Source organism: Streptomyces sp. CB02923, assembly GCF_001905005.1.
Taxonomy (GTDB): Bacteria; Actinomycetota; Actinomycetes; order Streptomycetales; family Streptomycetaceae; genus Streptomyces.
This window is the reverse complement of sequence record NZ_LWKZ01000026.1, coordinates 429,857-447,803: the sequence shown is the minus strand read 5'-3', so window position 1 is coordinate 447,803 and position 17,947 is coordinate 429,857. Positions and strand designations below refer to the sequence as shown.

The following is a 17,947-nucleotide window of genomic DNA, read 5'->3' as shown; positions in this document are numbered from 1 at the left end:
GGCGCGGCCACCGGAGCGTGAAGAAGATCATCGGGTTCGTCGGGTTGCCGCGAACCGGTTCGTCGAGCCCCAGTTCCCAGTTCCCACTTCACCTGGCGCAGCTGGGCAATGACTTCCGGAGCCCTCGCCGCCGACGGAGTGACATACGGAGTGCGGTGTGCGGCAAGCCATTTGATGATGACCGCACTCTCGTGGAAACGCTTCGGGCGGCGGCCGTGAAAGACGTCGTGCACGCTGACCGGGGTGCCCTGCGGCATCAGCGGGAAAAGATTCTCCGTGTACCACCGTGCGAACCGGGCTCCGTGGTCGGCGTCGACGAACAGGTAACCGGTCCGCGCGGGTATCGTCGCGAGTTGCCCTCGGACGTCACCTTGGGTAAACGTCCACCTGTCGGCGGATAGTTCGGCGGGAACGTTCCGCACCACGTGGTCCATGACGTGGTCCATGACGTCGTACCGTCGTGCTGCGGTCCCATTCGAGGGTGCGTACGCGCTGTTGCGCGACGGTGATCCCCGTGAGTTCGCGGGCGAGCCGAACAGTGACAGCGGGAACCCGGCGAGGCGAGGGCGTACTCGATTTCCTCGGCTGTGCCCGTCGCCAGGACGTTCGGGCCTAGTCGTTGGCGGTCTGCGTCATGGTGCGGGTCGTCACCGCGGAGGATTCGGTCATTCTGCGTGAGGGCATGGTGGAATCGCTCACCACCCGCGGCTGCGAGGTTCTGGCGACCGCCGGTGACGCGGACGAACCGATTGGAGCGGTTGCCTCGCACCTGCCGGATGGCGGCATCGTCGATATCCGGATGCTGCCCACCTTTACCGACGAGGGCTTCAGAGCGGCGGTCCGGCTCCGGGCCGAACAGCCCAATGTGGGCATTCTCGTCTTCTCGCAGCACGCCGAACCGGGTTGTGCGGCCCGTCTGCTCTCCGGTCCTCCCGGGAGTGCTCCACAATCAGGAAGAGGACGCTGCCGTTCGTGGAACCGTCTCCGAGACGGCTCCACGAACGGCAGCGTTGGGGCCTCCTGCCCGCCATCGGTGCGGTGACCTGCGGTTTCAGGAGTCAGAGCAGGCTTTCAGTGGCCGAACCGTGACTGCAACTGCTCAGGCAGACGTTCGCCCTGGATCCGGATGTCGGCCGCGGCCTCTTCGATCCGATGCAGGTCGCCGGTGGTCAGCTCGACATCGAGTGCGCCCAGGTTCTCTTCCAGGCGGTGCGGCTTGGTGGTGCCGGGGATCGGCACGAACCACGGCTTCTGCGCGAGCACCCAGGCGAGGGCGATCTGGGCCGGCGTGGCTCCTTTGTCGTCGGCGATCTGCTGCAGTAGGTCGACCAGCACCTGGTTGGCTTGCCGTGCTTCAGGGCTGAAGCGGGGAAGCAGGCGGCGGAGGTCGTTGTCGGCCAGCGACGTGCTGGAATCGATCTTGCCGGTCAAAAATCCTTTGCCGAGCGGGCTGTAGGGCACCAGACCGATGCCCAGTTCCTCCAAGGTCGGAATGATTTCGATTTCGTGCTCGCGCATCCAGAGCGAGTACTCGCTTTGCAATGCCGTTACTGGCTGCACGGCGTGGGCGCGACGAATCGTCGCGGCACCGGCCTCGGACAAGCCGAAGTGCTTCACCTTGCCTTCGGCGATCAGCTCCTTGACCGTGCCGGCCACGTCTTCAATGGGCACGTTGGGGTCGACGCGGTGTTGGTAGAGCAGGTCGATGCTTTCGGTTTGCAGACGCTTGAGCGAGGCCTCGGTCACTCGGCGGATCTGCTCGGGCCTGCTGTCGACCCCGGACATCGGGGTCGGCCCGTGCTCGCCGTGCTTGATTCCGAACTTGGTGGCGATCACCACCTGGTCGCGGACCGGTGCCAGCGCCTGACCGACCAGATTCTCATTGGTGAACGGGCCGTAGACTTCGGCGGTGTCGAAGAAGGTTACGCCGTGGTCGACGGCCGCCCGCAGCAGCTTCGTCATCTCGGCTGTGTCCTGTGGCTGACCGTAGAAGAAACTCATGCCCATGCAGCCGAGCCCGAGAGCCGAGACTTCGAGGTCCTGCCCTAGTTTGCGTTGTTGCATGAGAGATGCTCCTGGGATATCGGTCGTCTGGTTCCCGCTTATTTCGTGTTCAGCCGGGAGCCGGGAGCCGGGAGCCGGTATAGAAGTTAGGCAGCCTTCCGGGGTGCCGGCGAGACCCTAGTGATCAGGAATGCCCTCAACGCTATGGTCTTGGAGTGCACTCCAAGCAAGCGGAACAGGTAAGAGGGCGTTTCCTCCCGTTGTTTCATCCCGAATCAGAGCCTGTTCGCGAGCGCTTGGGCCGGTGTGGTCGGTGGCGTTGTGCTCGGGCATGAGGTCGGCGACGGCGGTGCGGATGGCGCCGCGGCTGACGCCGTGGTCGCGGGAGAGGGCGCCGATGGACCGGCCTTCCTGGGATCGGCGCGGCCGTCGGGCCCCGGGAAGTCCGGGTTCACCGGACGCCTGCTGCGCCTGTCTTCATTCGTTCCTTTGACGACAGGGCGGAGGCGACGCACGCTTCTGCACGATCCACGATCCACGATCCACGATCCACGATCCACGATCCACGATCCACGATCCACGATCCACGACCTCGGACCGTCGGGTGGCCGGGGCCTTGTAGTCAGAGCTCGGCATGGTGGGCTTCGGCATGAGGCTGACGCCTCGTCATACCTCCTGGCTCAGCCGTGGGTTCCGGTGTCCTCGGCTCCGGTGGCCAGGACCGTCGTACGGAACGAGGCGACGACCGGGCGCAGATCGGTTTGGTGCCATGCGGCCCACAGGGGAACCGACTCCTGGAACCAGGGCAGTTCCCGGACGGCCACGCCCGAGAGGTCGCCGTGCAGCATGCTCTTCTGCACGAAGGCGTTGCCGAGCCCGGACGCCACGAGGCCCAGTGCGGTGAGGGGTTCCGGCGCCTCGAAGCGGATGTCGGGGGTGAAGCCGGCGGCGGCGCATGCCGCGACGAAGTCGTCCCGCCAGACATGGTCCTGGCTGTCCTGGACGGCGATCCACGGCTGGCTGTCGAGGTCCGCGGGCCGGATCTCGGCCGCGTCGGCGAGCGGGTGGCCGCTGGGCATGGTCAGCAGCAGGGGGTCCTTCAGCAGCAGTGTGCTGCGCAGATCCGGATCCGACTCGGGCGGGGCCTCGGGGACCAGGGCGATGTCCAGGCTTCGCTGGCGCAGGCCCTCGAACTGCTGGGTGGCGGTGAGGTCGTAGAGGGCGACGTGAATGCCGGGGCGCTCCTCGTTCAGGGTGCGCAGGGCCCGCGGCAGCAGGCCGGTGTGCATGGCGTCGCCCACGTATCCGATGCACAGGCCGCCCTCGTCGCCGCGGCCGAGGCGCCGGCCCAGGTTTTCCAGGCGGCCCGCGTGCCGCAGCAGGGCCGTGGCCTCGGCGAGGAAGACGCGGCCGTCGGAGGTGAGCCGGATGCGCTGCTGGCCGCGCTCGAAGAGCGTCAGACCCAGGTTCTTCTCCAGCTGGGCGATCTGCCGGCTGAGCGGGGACTGCGAGATGTGCAGGCGCTCGGCGGCCCGCCCGACGTGCTCCTCTTCGGCCACGGTCACGAAATAGCGGAGTTGTCGCAGGTCAAGCATGTAAGACCTCGGGGGACTCAAGTGTGTCCAAGCAAGTCTTGGACAGTCTGACCACACGATCCTAACCTCGGTGGAGTAAGAGGCGCGGACCAGGAGAAACCTCCTCAATGCCGCGTATCGTCATCGAGACAAGGATTTTCCCCATGGGCATCACGTCCCTTCTCCCCGGGCAGCTCGGCTTCGGCACCGCCCCGCTCGGCAACATGTTCCGCGCGATCCCCGACGACGAGGCCCACGCCACCGTCGAGGCCGCCTGGGACCACGGCATCCGCTACTACGACACCGCCCCCTTCTACGGCGCGGGTCTGGCCGAGTCGCGGCTGGGCGAGGTGCTCTCCGCCAAGCCCCGCGACTCCTACGTCCTGTCCACCAAGGTCGGGCGGGTCATCCTCGACGAGCACGAGACCGCCACCCCGGACTTCGGCGAGAAGGGTGGCCTGTTCGAGCACGGCAACCCCAACAAGGTCGTCCACGAGTGGACCGCCGACGCCACCGAGCGCTCCATCGAGGACAGCCTCAAGCGCCTGGGCACCGACCGGCTCGACATCGTCTGGGTCCACGACATCGCCCAGGACTTCCACGGCGATATGTGGCTGAGCAAGTTCGAGGAGGCCCGCACCGGCGCGTTCCGCGTGCTGTCCCGGCTGCGCGACGAGGGCGTCATCAAGGCCTGGGGCCTGGGCGTCAACAAGACCGAGCCCATCGAGCTGGCCCTCGCCCTCGACGAACCCCGCCCCGACGGATTCCTGCTGGCCGGCCGCTACACCCTCCTGGACCACGCCCACGCTCTCGGGCGCCTGCTGCCCATGGCCCAGGAGCAGGGCGTCGACATGGTCGTCGGCGGCCCCTACAGCTCCGGCATCCTCGCCGGTGGCACCCACTTCGAGTACCAGCAGGCACCGCCGGAGATCATCGAGCGCGTCGGGAAGCTCAAGGCCCTCAGCGACAGGCACGGCGTGAGCATCAAGGCCGCCGCCCTGCAGTTCTCCCTGGCCCACCCGGTGACCGCCGCCGTCATCCCCGGCGCCACCCGCCCCAGCCGCATCGCCGAGGACACCGCCGCGCTGGCCGAGAACATCCCGGCCGCGTTCTGGACCGACCTGCGGGCCGCCGGACTGGTCAGCTCTGCCGCCCCGCTCCCCGGCAACGCCTGACCCTCACCCCCCCCACGCAGCACCATCCTCAGGAGAAACATCATGGCTTCCACGTCCGTCAGCCGCGTCCTGCCCGCCTCCCCACAGAAGGTGTGGGACCTCATCGGCGGCTTCGACGCCCTGCCCGACTGGCTCCCCTACATCCCCGAGAGCACCGCGCTCGAAGGCGGCCGCGTCCGCAAGTTGGCCAACCTGGACGGCGACGTGGTCATCGAGCGGCTGGTCGGCTTCGACGAGGCCGAGCGCCACTACACCTACGCCATCCTCGAAGCCCCCTTCCCCGTCACCGGCTACCTCTCCACCCTGCGCGTCCACTCGGTCGATGACCGGGACGACCTCGCCGAGGTCCAGTGGTCCGGACGCTTCACCCCTGACGGTGTCAGCGACACCGAGGCCGAGGAGCTGTTCGCCGGGATATACGCGGACGGCCTCGACGCCCTGCACCAGGCCCTGGCCGCCTGACCTCCGGCGGCCAGGACACCGCCGAACCGCACGGCCCGGACCCGCTTCACGCAGGTCCGGGCCGTGGTGTCACCCCGCCCTCGCCGAGACCGGGACACGCATTGCGCACCCCGGGCGGCAGCCGGATCGTGAACCCATGCCGAGCCCCACGGGAGCCGTGAACGGCGGGCGAGGGCGCGTTCGCCCCGGACATTGTCCGCCGCCTGTTCCGCGGCGGTGTGCGCCGCTTCGACCGGTTGGCCGCCCGGGAGCGCGAGGTTCTCGACCCGATGGCCCAGGGTCACTCGAACCGTCCCATCGCCGATGTGCTTGCCGTCACAGAACCGTCCGTGGAGAGGTGCGGGAAGTGCGGCTACAGGGCCCGGCGGCGCGACCGGAGTGCCGGGCTACGGCCAAATCAGGGCATACCTCTCCCGGCTCTCGCTGGACGCGCTCGGTTCGGGCGGCACCGTGTGAGCGGCGAAAAAGGCGGGGGGTTAGCATCTGAGCACCGCCTAGCTCGAAAGATGGACCTGTGACTGTCAACGAGGACTCGTTCACAAACTGGAAGAACCGCGAGGAGATCGCGGAGTCGATGATCCCGATCATCGGGAAGCTGCACCGGGAGCGGGACGTCACGGTCCTGCTTCACAGCCGCTCCTTGGTGAACAAGTCGGTGGTCAGCATCCTCAAGACCCACCGATTCGCCCGGCAGATCGCCGGTGAGGAGCTCTCGGTCACCGAGACGCTGCCGTTCCTCCAGGCCCTCGCCGCGCTCGATCTCGGCCCTTCCCAGATCGACATCGGCATGCTCGCCGCGACGTACAAGGCCGACGACCGCGGTCTGTCGGTGGCGGAGTTCACCGCCGGGGCCGTCGCCGGCGCCACGGGTGAGGACAAGATCGAGCGGCGCGCCCCGCGCGATGTCGTCCTCTACGGGTTCGGCCGCATCGGCCGCCTCGTCGCCCGCCTGCTCATAGAGAAGGCCGGGTCCGGCAACGGCCTGCGCCTGCGGGCCGTGGTCGTCCGCGGGGGCGGCGGTCGGGCCGCCGAGGACCTCGTGAAGCGCGCCTCACTGCTGCGGCGCGACTCCATCCACGGTCAGTTCCAGGGCACGATCACCGTCGACGAGGCGAACAGCACGATCATCGCCAACGGCAACGAGATCAAGGTGATCTACGCCAACGACCCCTCCGAGGTCGACTACACGGCGTACGGCATCAAGGACGCCATCCTCGTCGACAACACCGGCAAGTGGCGTGACCGCGAGGGCCTCTCCCAGCACCTGCGCCCCGGTATCGACAAGGTCGTCCTGACCGCGCCGGGCAAGGGCGACGTCCCGAACATCGTGCACGGCGTCAACCACGACACGATCAAGCCGGACGAGCAGATCCTGTCCTGCGCCTCCTGCACCACCAACGCGATCGTGCCGCCGCTGAAGGCGATGGCGGACGAGTACGGCGTCGTGCGCGGTCACGTGGAGACCGTCCACTCGTTCACCAATGACCAGAACCTGCTGGACAATTACCACAAGGCCGACCGCCGCGGCCGTTCCGCGCCGCTCAACATGGTCATCACCGAGACCGGCGCCGCCTCCGCCGTCGCCAAGGCGCTGCCCGACCTCAAGGCGCCGATCACCGGCAGCTCCATCCGCGTCCCGGTGCCGGACGTCTCGATCGCGATCCTCAGCCTGCGGCTCGGCCGGGAGGCCACCCGCGAGGAGGTCCTCGACTACCTCCGCAACGTGTCGCTGACCTCGCCGCTCAAGCGCCAGATCGACTTCACCAGCGCCCCCGACGCGGTCTCGAACGACTTCATCGGCTCGCGCCACGCCTCGATCGTCGACGCCGGCGCCACCAAGGTCGACGGCGACAGCGCGATCCTCTACCTGTGGTACGACAACGAGTTCGGCTACTCCTGCCAGGTCATCCGCGTCGTCCAGTACGTCTCCGGGGTGGAGTACCCGACGTACCCGGCACCGGTGCTCTGATCCCGGCGCGACCGGACTGCGTTCGACCTGCGCTGCCCGTGTTCCGCCGCCCATGCGTGGGCGGACGGAGCGCGGGCAGCGTTCGTCGTGCTACCACCGTCCCTCGCCGTAGCGTCGGCGCAACTCATTGATCTCCTGCTCGTCGCGAGCGGCCATGGACCGCGTGCGCCGCACGCCCGCTTCTATGACGAAGAGTACGAGCCCGCCGATGAGCACCGAGGCGAGCAGCAACACCACCACATATTCCACATACATCTCCTACCCGGCGCCCGCGGCGCTGCAACGAACTTTCGCGCAGTCGTCCGGCGATCACGGTGGCAGCTGGAAGGAGTACGCATGGCCGCACGCGTCACAGGCGAAGCGGCCGTTGAGTCCGTCGTTGGCCGTCTGGCAGCGCGGGCACGGGGCGGTGGTGAAGTACTCCGGCCACCGCCCGGACGTGCTTCCGGCTCGGGTACTGTCCGATCCTGGTTCGGCTTCTGTCATCCGGACGCTCCACAGTTGCACGACCACCCGCCATCCGGTCCCTGAATTACCTGAGCACCACACCGGCTGCAATACATGACGGCTCCTCGGCCCGCACCACACCACCCCGCGCTCAGACCGAGTACACCTATCTCAACATCGCCACGCCGTAATTCACAGAATGTCCGGAATCGGCGTGGCGTCATGGGGGAGGGGTGCCGCACCATCCCCTGGAGCCCGCCGCGGTACCGGCTGCCCCTGAGAGAGGCTCAAAAAGGCCCCCGATCCTTGGCCGGTTGCACCTTTTTCAGCCATGCCGGACGACCTGAAGGGGCGCACAACCGCCTGCGGCCCCTCACCGGCAGGTGAGGGGCCGCAGTGCACGCGCCGTCAGTCGGAGGGCGTCCAGGTTTCCGGTTGCCACAGGCCGGCGCGGCGCAGGGACGCGGGGCAGTGGCGGTAGATCTCCTCGATGTCGAGGAGCAGGGCGAGGGCGGGGCGCTGTCCCTTGACGGTCATGGTGTCGAAGAACGGTGCGTCGGTGAGGATGCGGGCCTTGCCGTTGATGCGAAGTATGTCCGAGCTGCCGGGTATGAGGTAGAGCAGTCCGGCGTGCGGGTTCTCCAGGATGTTGTGGAAGCTGTCGGCCCGCCGGTTTCCGGGGCGGTCCGGCAGGGCCAGCGTCGTCTCGTCCAGGACGTGGGTGAAGCCCGGCCCGTCGCCCTTGGGGGAGACGTCGCAGTTGCCCTGTGCGTCGGAGGTGGACAGCAGGCAGAACGGCGACCGGTCGAGCAGGTCGATGTCGTCCTGCGTCAGCCGCTGCGTGACCTTGTCGATGACCAGCTGGTGCGGCTGCCCGAGCAGTTCGCGGAGGCGTTCGGCGGAGCGGAGCTCGACGTGGCCTGCGTGGCCCGTGTGGTCCGCGTCGTCCATGTGGCCGGCGGGGGAGCCGGGTGCGCCGGAACGGGTGGGCGGCTGGTCATGGGTGGTGGTCGGCAAGGAGGCTCCTGAAAGGGGCGGGCGCGGGATGGAAGCATTGCTCCCGTTTTCCGGCGGCTCCGCGGAACGGTGGCGTTAGGGTCACCTTACTTGAGTGCCGGGTGGGTTCCGTGTGGCACATGGTGCGGCATGAGTTGCGGCACCAGCTGCGGCACGGGTTCGGGCACGGATCCCGGTACGTATCCCGGTACGGATGCCGGTCCGGGCATCGTCGCCGCCCGTGAACCTGCGGAAGAGCGGAAGACAAGCGCCGCGAGGCAGCCGGTATGCGCCCGCCGCGCCCGCCCCTACTCCCAGGCGATCCGTGTAGCGGGATCCGGTGCGTACGAGCAGTACGCGCCCGTCCGTACGCTGCGCTCCAGATGCAGCCCCAGGACGGGGTGGTGCACGGAGATGCGTTTCACCGCCGCCTTCAGGGCCTTCGTGACGCTCAGCCGGGCCCGCTCGCTGTCGGACGCCGCCCGGCGGTCGCGGCCGCCGAGGCCGACGGCGCCGACGAGCTGTTCGGTGATGGCGTCGAGCTCGATGCGGGCCTGCTCGGCGCGGCCGGTGTCGTGGAAGCGTTCGGCCTCGTCCAGTTCCTCGGCCAGCTCGCGCAGGCGCCTGCGGTAGGCGGCCTTCGCCCGTGCGTCCAGGACCGGGCCGGCGTCGCCCGTACCCGGGGACAGCGGCTCCTCCGGTGCGACCGGGCCGCCGCGGGCCGGGCTCCGGTCGGCCGCGGCCAGTTCGCGTGCCAGGAACTCCCGGTCGGGTTCGGCGAGCAGCCGGGCCAGGTAGCCCAGGCCCACCGTGTGCTTGAGGTGGATGACGTGGCCGTCGTGGGCGAGGGCCCAGTAGTCGCCTCTTCTGCGCAGCGAGGCCTGCTGCGGTGGTGGTGCGGACGGGGCGTGGGCACCGGGCGGCGCTGCCGGGGCGGGCGGCGGGAGCGGCGGGGCCGTACCGAGTTCCGTCGCGGTGGCCAGTACGGCGGTCTCCAGCGTCCACTGCCGGCCGTGGTCGCGTGCCTCCTCGAAGCGCTGGTCGCCCATCTCCGTACGGGTCTTGGCGAGACCGGCGGCCCGCCAGCCCTTGAGGAAGGTCAGCAGGGCGGCGCCGGACTTCTTCCGGGCCGTGTCCGCCGCTCCGAACAGCGCGGCGGCCTTCTCGTAGTGCTGGTGGGACATGGCCAGCATGGCCGTGATCTGGAATACCTCGGCCAGGCCCCACGGAGCGTCCAGCTTGTGGAACAGGCGCAGGGCCTCTCCCGTACGGACGCGGGCGTCGTGGACGTCTCCCAGCCCCCAGGAAGCGGTGGCGAGGGTGAGTTCGGCCCAGGCGATGCTCTTCGGTTCGCCGGCCTCGCACAGCAGGCGGAACGCGGTCCTGCCGTGGTGTTTCGCCTGCGCGAAATCGCTCCGGGTGACCTCCACCATGGCGATGAAGAGGTACGACCAGCCCACCAGCCACGGCTCGTCGGTCTTCAGGGCGGTCTCCAGCGACTCGCCCAGCGTCTCCACCGCGCTGTCCGGATTGCCGACCAGCAGCGCGCCGAACCCGAGGTATTGCAGGGCGCACACGAGCCCCGGCAGATCGCCGTTGCGCCGCGACAGGTGCTCGGCCTCGGAACACGAGAGCCAGGCACGTTCCAGGTCCCCCTGGATCACCGCGAGGAGCCCCAGCCCGTTCAGTGCCCGTACGCGGCCCTTCGCGGCGGCGCCGTGATCGGCGCCCAGCGCCCGTTCGAGCCAGACGCGTCCCTCCGCGTAGCGCCCCTGGAGGTCCCAGAAGGACGCGAGGGCCCCGGCCATGCGTACCGCGCCGTCGATGTCGTGGGAGGCCATGAGCCATTCGAGGGCGGCCCGCAGGTCGTCGTGCTCGGCCTTGAGCCGGTCCAGCCACACCGCCTGGTGCGGTCCCCGGAACCGTTCCCAGGCCTGTTCGGCGAGGTCGTGGAAGTACGCGGCGTGCTGCGCGGACAGCGGGGCCAGCTCGCCCCGCTGCCGCAGCCGGGCCAGCCCGTACGCGCGGAGCGTCTCCAGCAGCCGGTACCGGGCCGGAGAGCGCCGGGGGACGACGGTCACCAGCGACTTGTCGACGAGCCGCAGGAGCAGGTCCCCGAGGGGGCCGGTACCGGACTCCTCCGCGGCCACCGCCTCGACGGCGTCCAGGGTGAAGGTGCCCGCGAACACCGACAGCCGTTCGAACAGGGCCCGTTCGGGCTCGCTGAGCAGGTCGTAGCTCCACTCGACGACGCTGTCCAGGGTCCGGTGGCGGCGCAGCGGAGCCCGGGTCTCCCACGCCAGGAGCCGGAACCGGTCGTCCAGCCACCTGCTGAGCTGGGCGGCGTCGAGCGCGTTGGTGCGCGCCGCGGCCAGCTCGATGGCCAGCGGCAGGCCGTCCAGCTTCCGGCAGATCTCGGTCACCGCGGCCGCGTTCGCCTCGGTGACCGCGAACCCCGGCTCGACCGCCGCGGCCCGGTCCGCGAACAGGCGTACCGCGTCGTACTCCATGACGTCGGCCCCGACGACGTGCGCGGGGGGAGTGGCGAGCCCCGCGACCGGCCAGAGGGCCTCCCCGGGGATGCCGAGGCGCTCCCTGCTCGTCGCCATCACGCGGAGGTTGCGGCAGGCGGAGAGCAGGGGCAGGACGAGCTGCGCGACCGCGTCCACGAGGTGCTCGCAGCAGTCCAGCACCAGCAGCATGACCTTGTCGCGAAGCCGCTCCGCCAGGACGTCCGGCAGCGTTCTGCCCGCCTGTTCCTGTACGTCGAGACCTGCGGCGACGGCGTGGGCGAGCAGCAGCGGCTCGCTCAGTCCCGCCAGTTCCACGAAACGCGCCCCGTCGCGATAGCGGGACGTGAGGCTCGTGGCCACCTCGATGGCCAGCCGGCTCTTGCCGGCGCCACCGGCTCCGGTCAGGGTGACCAGCCGGTTCCATTCCAGACGCGCGCAGACCCCGGCGGCTTCCCGCCGACGGCCGACGAAGGTCGTCAGCGGCGCGGGCAGATCCTTCGGTCCTCCGGCTGACACCATCTTCGACGCTCCAACCCAGCGGCGCATCGAGGCGCCACCCCCCGCTCGCGAGAATAGGTTCGCGCCCGGTGGCGAAACAAGCGAAAGCGATGTCGTTCCTTGCCCGTAACGAGGCTGACCTGCGGGTTGCGTACGGCGGTGACGGGCCGCCCGGTGGCGGGTGAGGGTTCCGGTGCCGCCGGGGAGCCGGAGCCGGGAGCGGCGGTACGGGCACCGGGTCGTACCGCCGCTACGGCCTACGGCCCCCTTCGCACGGAACGGTCCGCGGTAGTCCTTCCGGGTGTTACGTGAATTTTCACGGTGTTCCCTTCCCGTTCACGCCCGCATCGGCGAGGGGTCCGACCCGCCGGGTCCCGGAAGTCCGCTACGCCGCTACTCCGAGGAGCTCACGTGGTGGGAAAATCCGTCGAGGCACCATCAATGGAATCAGCAGCATCAGCCGAAACATCGGGAGCACAGGGAGCAGTCGGCGCCGCCGCCCCCGCCGCGGTGCTGGCCGACGTGCTGGCCGACGTCCTGCGCGTCGACCGCGTCCCGGCCGACGCCCACTTCTTCACCGACCTGGGCGCCGACTCCCTGGTCATGGCCCACTTCTGCGCCCGGGTCAGGAAACGCGCCGGCCTCCCGTCGGTGTCGATGAGGGACATCTACCGCCACCCGACGATCAACGGTCTGGCGGCGGCGCTCATCGACAGCACGCCGCCCCCGGCCCCGGACGGGACCTCCGCCACCTCGCCGCCGCCCCCGGCAGCCGCGTCCGAGCCGCCGCCCCCGCGCCCCGTCGGCACACCCGCGTACGTCCTGTGCGGAACCCTGCAACTCCTGACGTTCCTCGGCTACTCCTACATCGCCGCCGTCGTCTCCGTCCGCGGCTACGACTGGCTGTCCGCCGCGTCGGGCGTGGGCGGCATCTACGTGCGGGCGGCCCTCTTCGGCGCCGCGGTCTTCCTCGGGCTGTGCGCCTTCCCGGTCCTGGCCAAGTGGGTGCTCGTCGGGCGGTGGACGCCGCGCGAGCTACGGGTCTGGAGCCCGGCGTACTTCCGTTTCTGGGTCGTCAGGACGCTGGTCCAGTCGAATCCGCTGGTCCTCTTCGCCGGCTCGCCGCTCTACGTCGGCTACCTCAGGGCACTCGGCGCGACGATCGGACGGGACGTCACCATCCTGTCCAAACACGTGCCCGTCTGCACCGACCTGCTGACCATCGGAGAGGGCACGGTCATCCGCAAGGACGCGTACCTCACCTGCTACCGGGCCCACGCGGGCCTGATCCGGACCGGCACGGTCGTCCTCGGCGAGAACGTGCTCGTCAGCGAGGCGACGGTGCTCGACATCGGTACGTCGCTGGGCGACGGGGCCCAGCTGGGCCATGCCTCGTCCCTCCACACGGGCCAGGCCGTGCCCGCCGGGGAACACTGGCACGGCTCGCCCGCGCAGCGCACGGACCTCGACTACCGGACGCTCGACGAGCCCGGCCTCCGCACACCGCGCGCCGCCTACGCCGTCCTCCAACTGCTGAGCACCCTGCTCGTCTATCTCCCGCTGGCCTTCGGCGGGGTGGGCATGGTGCTCGCCGAAGTACCGCGGCTCGCCGCGCTCCTGGACTCGGGCCCGCTGGCCCTGACGAGCTGGTCGTTCTACGGCGAGGCCCTGGCGGCGTCGTCCGCGCTCTTCTTCGGCGCGCTGGCCGCCGGTCTGCTCGTGGTGGTCACGGTGCCCCGGCTGCTCCACCTCGTCATCGAACCGGGCCGGGCCTACCGGATGTACGGCCTCCACTACTCGCTGCACCGCACGATCGCGCGGATGACCAACGTCAAGTTCTTCACGACGCTCTTCGGGGACAGTTCCTACATCGTCGGCTACCTCAGCCGCCTCGGGTACGACCTGTCCCACGTCGAGCAGACGGGGTCGAACTTCGGTACGGGCGTGAAGCACGAATCCCCGTACCTCAGCTCGGTCGGCACCGGCACGATGATCGCCGACGGCCTGTCGCTGATGAACGCGGACTACTCCCGGACCTCCTTCCGGCTCTCGCACGTCGCGATCGGACCGCACAACTTCCTCGGCAACGCCGTCTTCTACCCGCCGCGGGGCCGGACCGGCGACAACTGCCTCCTCGCGACGAAGGTCGCGGTCCCGCTCGACGGGCCCGTCCGGGAAGGCGTCGGCCTCCTCGGCTCGCCCTGCTTCGAGATCCCACGGTCCGTCGAGCGCGACGCCGCGTTCGACCACCTGCGGAACGGGGACGCGCTGCGGCGCCACCTGGCCGCCAAGAACGTCTACAACCTGCGCTCGATGGGCCTGTACCTGCTGGTCCGGTGGGTGCAGGTGTACGTCCTCACCCTGATCGCCTGGGCCGCAGCCGACCTCTACCACACGTTCGGTGCCGTGGCGGTCGCGTCGGCGTCCGTCCTCGCGCTGCTCTTCTCCGTCACGTACTCCGTGGGCGTCGAACGCGCCGTCAACGGGTTCCGGCGGCAGACGCCGCGGTACTGCTCGATCTACACGCCGTACTTCTGGCGGCACGAACGTTTCTGGAAGCTCCACGCGATGCCCCTGCGCTTCCTGAACGGCACTCCGTTCAAGAGCCTGTTCTGGCGGGCGCTGGGCGTACGGCTCGGACGGCGGCTGTACGACGACGGCTGCGGCATGTCGGAACGTTCCCTCGTCACGATCGGCGACCACTGCACCCTCAACGCGGGCAGCGCCATCCAGTGCCACTCCCAGGAGGACGGAACCTTCAAGGCCGACCGCACCGCCCTCGGAGACGGCTGCACCCTCGGCATCGGGGCCCTCGTCCACTACGGCGTCACGGTGGGCGACGGCGCCGAACTCGCGCCCGACTCCTTCCTCATGAAGGGCGAGGAGGTGCCCGTGAACGCGTGCTGGGGCGGCAATCCCGCCAGGGAGATGCCCGCCGGGCGCCCCCGGCCCGCCCGGCTTCCGTCCGAGGCCGCCGCACTCGCCCGGCCGGGCGGCGCACCGGCCCGGCCGGGCGGCGCACCGGCAGCACACCACCCAGAGCGTACGGACTGAGAGCGGAGGAAGGCCGATGGCACGGTCAGCAGAGGAAGCCGACCGCGAGTACTGGCGCGGCGTGCTCGACGGCGGCGGTTTCACCGCCGTCCCCCGGTGGACAGACCACCCCGTACCGGGCCGCGCCGAGCACCGGACCGTGGTCCCGGCCGGACTCGTCACGGCCTTGCAGGGCGTCGCGGACGACCTGGAGGTGCCGCTCCGTACCGTACTGCTGGCAGCGCACGCCAAGGTCCTCTCCGTGCTGACCGGCGAGCCGGAGGTCACGACCGGTTACGCCGCGACGGCGGACGGGCGGCCGCTGCCCTGCCGGCTGACGGTTGGCCCCGGCTCGTGGCGGGCCCTGGTGCTGCACACCCGCCGGGCCGAGTCGCGGCTGCTGGCGCACCAGGGTTTCCGGGTCGACGAACTGGCGCGTCAACTGGGCTCGGCGGAGCCGCTGTTCGAGACGGTATTCGATCCGCACGATGCCGATCACGAACCTGCCGCAGGGGCCGTCCCGCCGACCTGTGAACTCCCCACGGGCGTCGTCCTGTCGGCAGGTGCCGCCCTGCGTCACGGCCGTCTCACCCTGCGGCTGCGCCACCGTACCGACGTGCTCGACGCGGCATGTGCCGCCAGGATCAGCGGATACCACCTCACCGCCCTCGAACTGATCGCCGCCGACCCGCACGCCGAGCACACCCGGCAGAGCCTGCTCTCCGCCGCCGAACTCCACCACCAGCTCGAAGAACTCGCCGGACCCCGCAGGGAACTGCCCGACCTGCGGGCACACGAACTCTTCGAACAGCGGGCCGCGGCACACCCGGCGGCCGTGGCGGCCGTCCAGGGCGACCGGAGCTGGACGTACGGGCAGCTCAACGCACGCGCCAACCAGCTCGGCCGGGCCCTGCTGGCCCGGGGCCTGCGCCGCGAAGGGGTCGTCGCGGTGGTCACCGAGCGGAACCTCGACTGGATGGCCGCCGTCCTCGCCGTCTTCAAGGCGGGCGGCGTCTACCTGCCCATCGAGCCGCACTTCCCCGCCGACCGCATCGCCACCGTCCTCTCCCGGGCCGACTGCGCCCTCGTCCTGACCGAACGCGGCAGCACCACCACTCTCGACCAGGCGCTGAAGGCGCTGCCCGCGGTCCGGCGCCTGGACGTCGACACGGCCTACGCCGAGCACCACGCCGACGCCGAGAGCAACCTGGGCACCGGTGTCACGGCCGGCCAACTCGCCTACATCTACTTCACCTCCGGCTCCACCGGCGAGCCGAAGGGCGCCATGTGCGAGCACGCGGGCCTCCTCAACCACCTCTACGCCAAGATCGACGACCTGGAGATCGGCGCGGGACGGACCGTCGCCCAGACCGCACCCCAGTGCTTCGACATCTCGCTGTGGCAGCTGATCGCCGCCCTCCTCGTCGGCGGCCGCACCCTGCTGGTCGACCAGGACGCGATCCTGGACGTCCCCCGGTTCGTCGACCGGATCACCGAGGGCCGGGTGAGCGTCCTCCAGGTCGTACCGTCATACCTGGAAGCCGTCCTGTCCTACCTGGAGCAGCACCCCCGCGAACTGCCCGACCTGCGGTACGTGTCCGCGACCGGCGAGGCGCTGAAGACGGAACTGGCGCAGCGCTGGTTCGCCGCCCAGCCCGGCATCGCCCTGGTCAACGCGTACGGACTGACCGAGACCTCGGACGACACCAACCACGAGGTGATGCGCCGCGCGCCGGACGGGACGCGGGTCCCGCTCGGCCCGCCCGTCGGCAACGTACGCCTGTACGTCGTCGACGAGCACCTCGCCCCCGTCCCGCTCGGCGCCCCCGGCGCGATCGTCTTCTCCGGCGTCTGCGTCGGCCGCGGGTACGTCAACGACCCCGAACGCACCCGCGCCTGCTTCGGCACCGACCCCCACCGACCGGGCCAACGCCTCTACCAGGGCGGGGACTTCGGGCGCTGGCGGCCCGACGGCAAGCTGGAGTTCCTCGGCCGCCGGGACGCCCAGGTCAAGGTCCGGGGCTTCCGGATCGAGACCGGCGAGGTCGAGAACGCCCTGCTGCGCGTGCCCGGTGTCCGCGACGGCGCCGTGGTCGTCACCGAACGGGCAGGCCAGGGGGCGCGCCTGGTGGCCTTCTACTGCGGCCCGCGGTCCCTCGGCGCGGACGCGCTGCGCAGCCGGCTGGCACGGTCGCTGCCCGCGTACATGGTGCCCTCCGCCTTCCACTGGCGTGGCGGCGCACTGCCCCTGACCGCCAACAGCAAGACCGACCGCAAGGCCCTCGCCGCGCTCGCCGGCGAACTCGACGACGCGGACGGCGGCCACCGCCACACGCCCGAGACGCCGACCGAGCGGCGGCTCGCCACCGCATGGGCCGCGACCCTCGGCATCCCGCAGACCCGGGTGGGCCGCCGGGACCACTTCTTCGACCGGGGCGGCACCTCGCTGGCCGCGGTGAAGCTGGCGATCCTCCTGGACCGCGCGGTCACCCTCAAGGACGTCACCCGGCACCCGGTCCTCGCCGACCTGGCGGAGGTACTCGACACCAGGTCCCGGTCGCGTACGGAACTCCTGCGGCCGCTGACCGGACCGGACGGCGCACACGACGAAGTCCTGGTGTGCTTCCCCTGGGCGGGCGCCGGAGCGGCGGCCTTCCAGCCGCTGGCCGACGCGCTGCGCGGGAGCGGGCGGGCCGTCTACGGAGCCGAGCTGCCCGGACCCGGCGCGGCAGCGCCGACCGGCCCGGACGTGTCACCGGCCCGGCTCGTCGAGCAAGCCGTCGAACCGATCGTCGCCGACATCGTCCGGCTCGGTCCGGCCGGGCTGCTGCTGTGGGGCCACTCGTCGGGAGCCGCGTACGCCGTGGAGGCGGCCAGGCAGCTGGAGGAGCGCGGCACGGATGTCCGACGGCTGTTCATCGGCGCGCGGTTGCCCGGTGACGATCACGACGGGCGCGCCACCGGCGGCGAACCGCCGGGGCAGCGCGAAGCCGACTCCGCCGCGGCCGCTCCACCCGTGGCCCGGCTGTCCACGCCGGTCACCGTCGTCATCGCCGCCGACGACCCGCGGACAGCGGGCTTCCGGAGGCGGTACCGCGACTGGAGGCTGCTGGCCGAGCACGTCGACCTGTACGTCCTCACGACCGGCGGCCACTGCTTCCCGCGTACCCGGCCGGACGGTACGGCGCGCGCGGTTCTGCGCGCCACCGAACTCCTCCCCTCGTCCTGAACAACTCCGAAAGCCGCCACCAGGCATCCACCAGGCATCCACCAGGC

At 70.3% G+C, this 17,947-nt stretch carries 13 protein-coding genes; 7 read left to right on the top strand and 6 right to left on the bottom strand.

Going from position 1 to position 17,947, the window contains the following annotated elements:
- A partial coding sequence (locus A6A06_RS42370) for a class I SAM-dependent methyltransferase (RefSeq protein WP_199931341.1) occupies positions 1 to 446 on the bottom strand: 446 nt, incomplete at its 3' end.
- Between the two features lie 188 nt (positions 447 to 634).
- Between A6A06_RS42370 and A6A06_RS33485 the strand changes: the two genes are divergently transcribed.
- Positions 635 to 1,042: a response regulator gene (locus A6A06_RS33485; protein ID WP_073766649.1), complete on the top strand. Its 408-nt coding sequence runs from the start codon at positions 635 to 637 to the stop codon at positions 1,040 to 1,042.
- Positions 1,043 to 1,071: 29 nt separating this feature from the next.
- Here A6A06_RS33485 and A6A06_RS33480 read toward each other — a convergent pair whose 3' ends face one another.
- Positions 1,072 to 2,064, bottom strand: a complete 993-nt coding sequence (locus A6A06_RS33480) for an aldo/keto reductase (RefSeq protein ID WP_073766647.1) — start codon at positions 2,062 to 2,064, stop codon at positions 1,072 to 1,074.
- 620 nt (positions 2,065 to 2,684) lie between these two features.
- The gene (locus A6A06_RS33475; RefSeq protein WP_073766645.1) at positions 2,685 to 3,599 is read right to left on the bottom strand and encodes a LysR substrate-binding domain-containing protein; all 915 of its coding nucleotides are present in this window, start codon (positions 3,597 to 3,599) and stop codon (positions 2,685 to 2,687) included.
- Between the two features lie 143 nt (positions 3,600 to 3,742).
- On the opposite strand from A6A06_RS33475, the gene A6A06_RS33470 reads away from it, so the two are divergent.
- The 4 genes from A6A06_RS33470 to A6A06_RS33455 all read left to right on the top strand — a co-directional run bounded on the left by A6A06_RS33470 (position 3,743) and on the right by A6A06_RS33455 (position 7,184).
- Positions 3,743 to 4,753 carry an aldo/keto reductase gene (locus A6A06_RS33470; RefSeq protein ID WP_073766643.1) on the top strand — a complete coding sequence of 337 codons (1,011 nt, stop codon included), beginning with the start codon at positions 3,743 to 3,745 and terminating at the stop codon, positions 4,751 to 4,753.
- Positions 4,754 to 4,795: 42 nt separating this feature from the next.
- Positions 4,796 to 5,215 carry an SRPBCC family protein gene (locus A6A06_RS33465; protein ID WP_073766641.1) on the top strand — a complete coding sequence of 140 codons (420 nt, stop codon included), beginning with the start codon at positions 4,796 to 4,798 and terminating at the stop codon, positions 5,213 to 5,215.
- 218 nt (positions 5,216 to 5,433) lie between these two features.
- Positions 5,434 to 5,733: a LuxR C-terminal-related transcriptional regulator gene (locus tag A6A06_RS43640; protein ID WP_073766639.1), complete on the top strand. Its 300-nt coding sequence runs from the start codon at positions 5,434 to 5,436 to the stop codon at positions 5,731 to 5,733.
- Positions 5,730 to 7,184, top strand: coding sequence for a glyceraldehyde-3-phosphate dehydrogenase (locus tag A6A06_RS33455; protein WP_073766637.1), 1,455 nt, complete (start codon positions 5,730 to 5,732; stop codon positions 7,182 to 7,184). The genes A6A06_RS43640 and A6A06_RS33455 overlap by 4 nt, the downstream gene beginning before the upstream one ends.
- A 90-nt stretch (positions 7,185 to 7,274) precedes the next feature.
- Here the strand turns inward: A6A06_RS33455 and A6A06_RS42365 are convergent, their stop codons facing one another.
- The 3 genes from A6A06_RS42365 to A6A06_RS43635 form a co-directional block, all read right to left on the bottom strand.
- Entirely contained in the window at positions 7,275 to 7,433 is a 159-nt protein-coding gene (locus A6A06_RS42365; RefSeq protein ID WP_206780373.1) for a hypothetical protein, read from the bottom strand.
- 606 nt (positions 7,434 to 8,039) lie between these two features.
- The gene (locus tag A6A06_RS33450) at positions 8,040 to 8,582 is read right to left on the bottom strand and encodes an MSMEG_1061 family FMN-dependent PPOX-type flavoprotein (protein WP_073767171.1); all 543 of its coding nucleotides are present in this window, start codon (positions 8,580 to 8,582) and stop codon (positions 8,040 to 8,042) included.
- A gap of 353 nt (positions 8,583 to 8,935) precedes the next feature.
- Positions 8,936 to 11,659 (bottom strand): ATP-binding protein, encoded by a 2,724-nt coding sequence (locus A6A06_RS43635; protein WP_073766635.1) that lies wholly within the window; start codon positions 11,657 to 11,659, stop codon positions 8,936 to 8,938.
- Between the two features lie 420 nt (positions 11,660 to 12,079).
- On the opposite strand from A6A06_RS43635, the gene A6A06_RS33440 reads away from it, so the two are divergent.
- The gene (locus tag A6A06_RS33440) at positions 12,080 to 14,692 is read left to right on the top strand and encodes a Pls/PosA family non-ribosomal peptide synthetase (protein ID WP_079194536.1); all 2,613 of its coding nucleotides are present in this window, start codon (positions 12,080 to 12,082) and stop codon (positions 14,690 to 14,692) included.
- A 16-nt stretch (positions 14,693 to 14,708) separates the two neighbouring features.
- Positions 14,709 to 17,900: a non-ribosomal peptide synthetase gene (locus A6A06_RS33435; RefSeq protein ID WP_073766632.1), complete on the top strand. Its 3,192-nt coding sequence runs from the start codon at positions 14,709 to 14,711 to the stop codon at positions 17,898 to 17,900.
- The last annotated feature ends 47 nt before the right edge of the window (positions 17,901 to 17,947 follow it).

What these genes read in the sequence shown, in the direction of transcription:
- A6A06_RS33485 (WP_073766649.1), top strand. Translation starts at nt 635, where the DNA reads ATGGTGCGGGTCGTCACCGCGGAGGATTCGGTCATTCTGCGTGAGGGC.
- A6A06_RS33480 (WP_073766647.1), bottom strand. Translation starts at nt 2,064, where the DNA reads ATGCAACAACGCAAACTAGGGCAGGACCTCGAAGTCTCGGCTCTCGGG.
- A6A06_RS33475 (WP_073766645.1), bottom strand. Translation starts at nt 3,599, where the DNA reads ATGCTTGACCTGCGACAACTCCGCTATTTCGTGACCGTGGCCGAAGAG.
- A6A06_RS33470 (WP_073766643.1), top strand. Translation starts at nt 3,743, where the DNA reads ATGGGCATCACGTCCCTTCTCCCCGGGCAGCTCGGCTTCGGCACCGCC.
- A6A06_RS33465 (WP_073766641.1), top strand. Translation starts at nt 4,796, where the DNA reads ATGGCTTCCACGTCCGTCAGCCGCGTCCTGCCCGCCTCCCCACAGAAG.
- A6A06_RS33450 (WP_073767171.1), bottom strand. Translation starts at nt 8,582, where the DNA reads ATGGACGACGCGGACCACACGGGCCACGCAGGCCACGTCGAGCTCCGC.
- A6A06_RS43635 (WP_073766635.1), bottom strand. Translation starts at nt 11,659, where the DNA reads ATGGTGTCAGCCGGAGGACCGAAGGATCTGCCCGCGCCGCTGACGACC.
- A6A06_RS33440 (WP_079194536.1), top strand. Translation starts at nt 12,080, where the DNA reads ATGGAATCAGCAGCATCAGCCGAAACATCGGGAGCACAGGGAGCAGTC.
- A6A06_RS33435 (WP_073766632.1), top strand. Translation starts at nt 14,709, where the DNA reads ATGGCACGGTCAGCAGAGGAAGCCGACCGCGAGTACTGGCGCGGCGTG.